The sequence below is a fragment of the Pseudanabaena sp. 'Roaring Creek' genome (assembly GCF_001402795.1).
Classification (GTDB): domain Bacteria; phylum Cyanobacteriota; class Cyanobacteriia; order Pseudanabaenales; family Pseudanabaenaceae; genus Pseudanabaena.
Window position 1 is genome coordinate 1 of record NZ_LIRE01000619.1, and the last position, 521, is coordinate 521.

At 37.2% G+C, this 521-nt stretch carries 1 protein-coding gene; it reads right to left on the reverse strand.

Translation table 11 applies throughout. The annotated features are described in order from the left end of the window. On the reverse strand, nucleotides 1-521 hold a 521-nt coding region (locus AC805_RS26470; RefSeq protein WP_197278772.1), incomplete at both ends, for a hypothetical protein.

Here is a 521-nt window from a genome sequence, read left to right on the forward strand (position 1 = left end):
AATATCTCGAATAGGAGCAGAATAATCTGCATTGACACTTGCTTGAATGTTGCGATCGCTTTCTAATGGAGTATTGTTTACAGTTGGTAAATTCGGTAAATCAACTTGTCTTTGGACTGCCTGATTTGTATCGGTGGAATGGTTATCTGGTATCTCTACAATGGATTGATCGGAAGTTGATGCTCTTTGAATTAGTGAAGCATTATCCTTAGATCTTTGGATTTGAGGAGAATTATTTGATTCAACATCGTTTGAGATAACTTGTCTTTGAATCTCAGAGGTTTGAGAATCTAAGACAGGTTGAATAGAGGAGTTTAACTCTCTTTGGATCGTGCGATCGCTTTGAGTAATATTTAGCTGAGCTACATCAGGTTGATTGCGATCGATAGGAGTAATATCGTTAGTCTGTCTCTGTATCGCATCAGTTTGAGATAAATTAATATCTCGAATAGGAGCAGAATAATCTGCATTGACACTTGCTTGAATGTTGCGATCGCTTTCTAATGGAGTATTGTTTACAG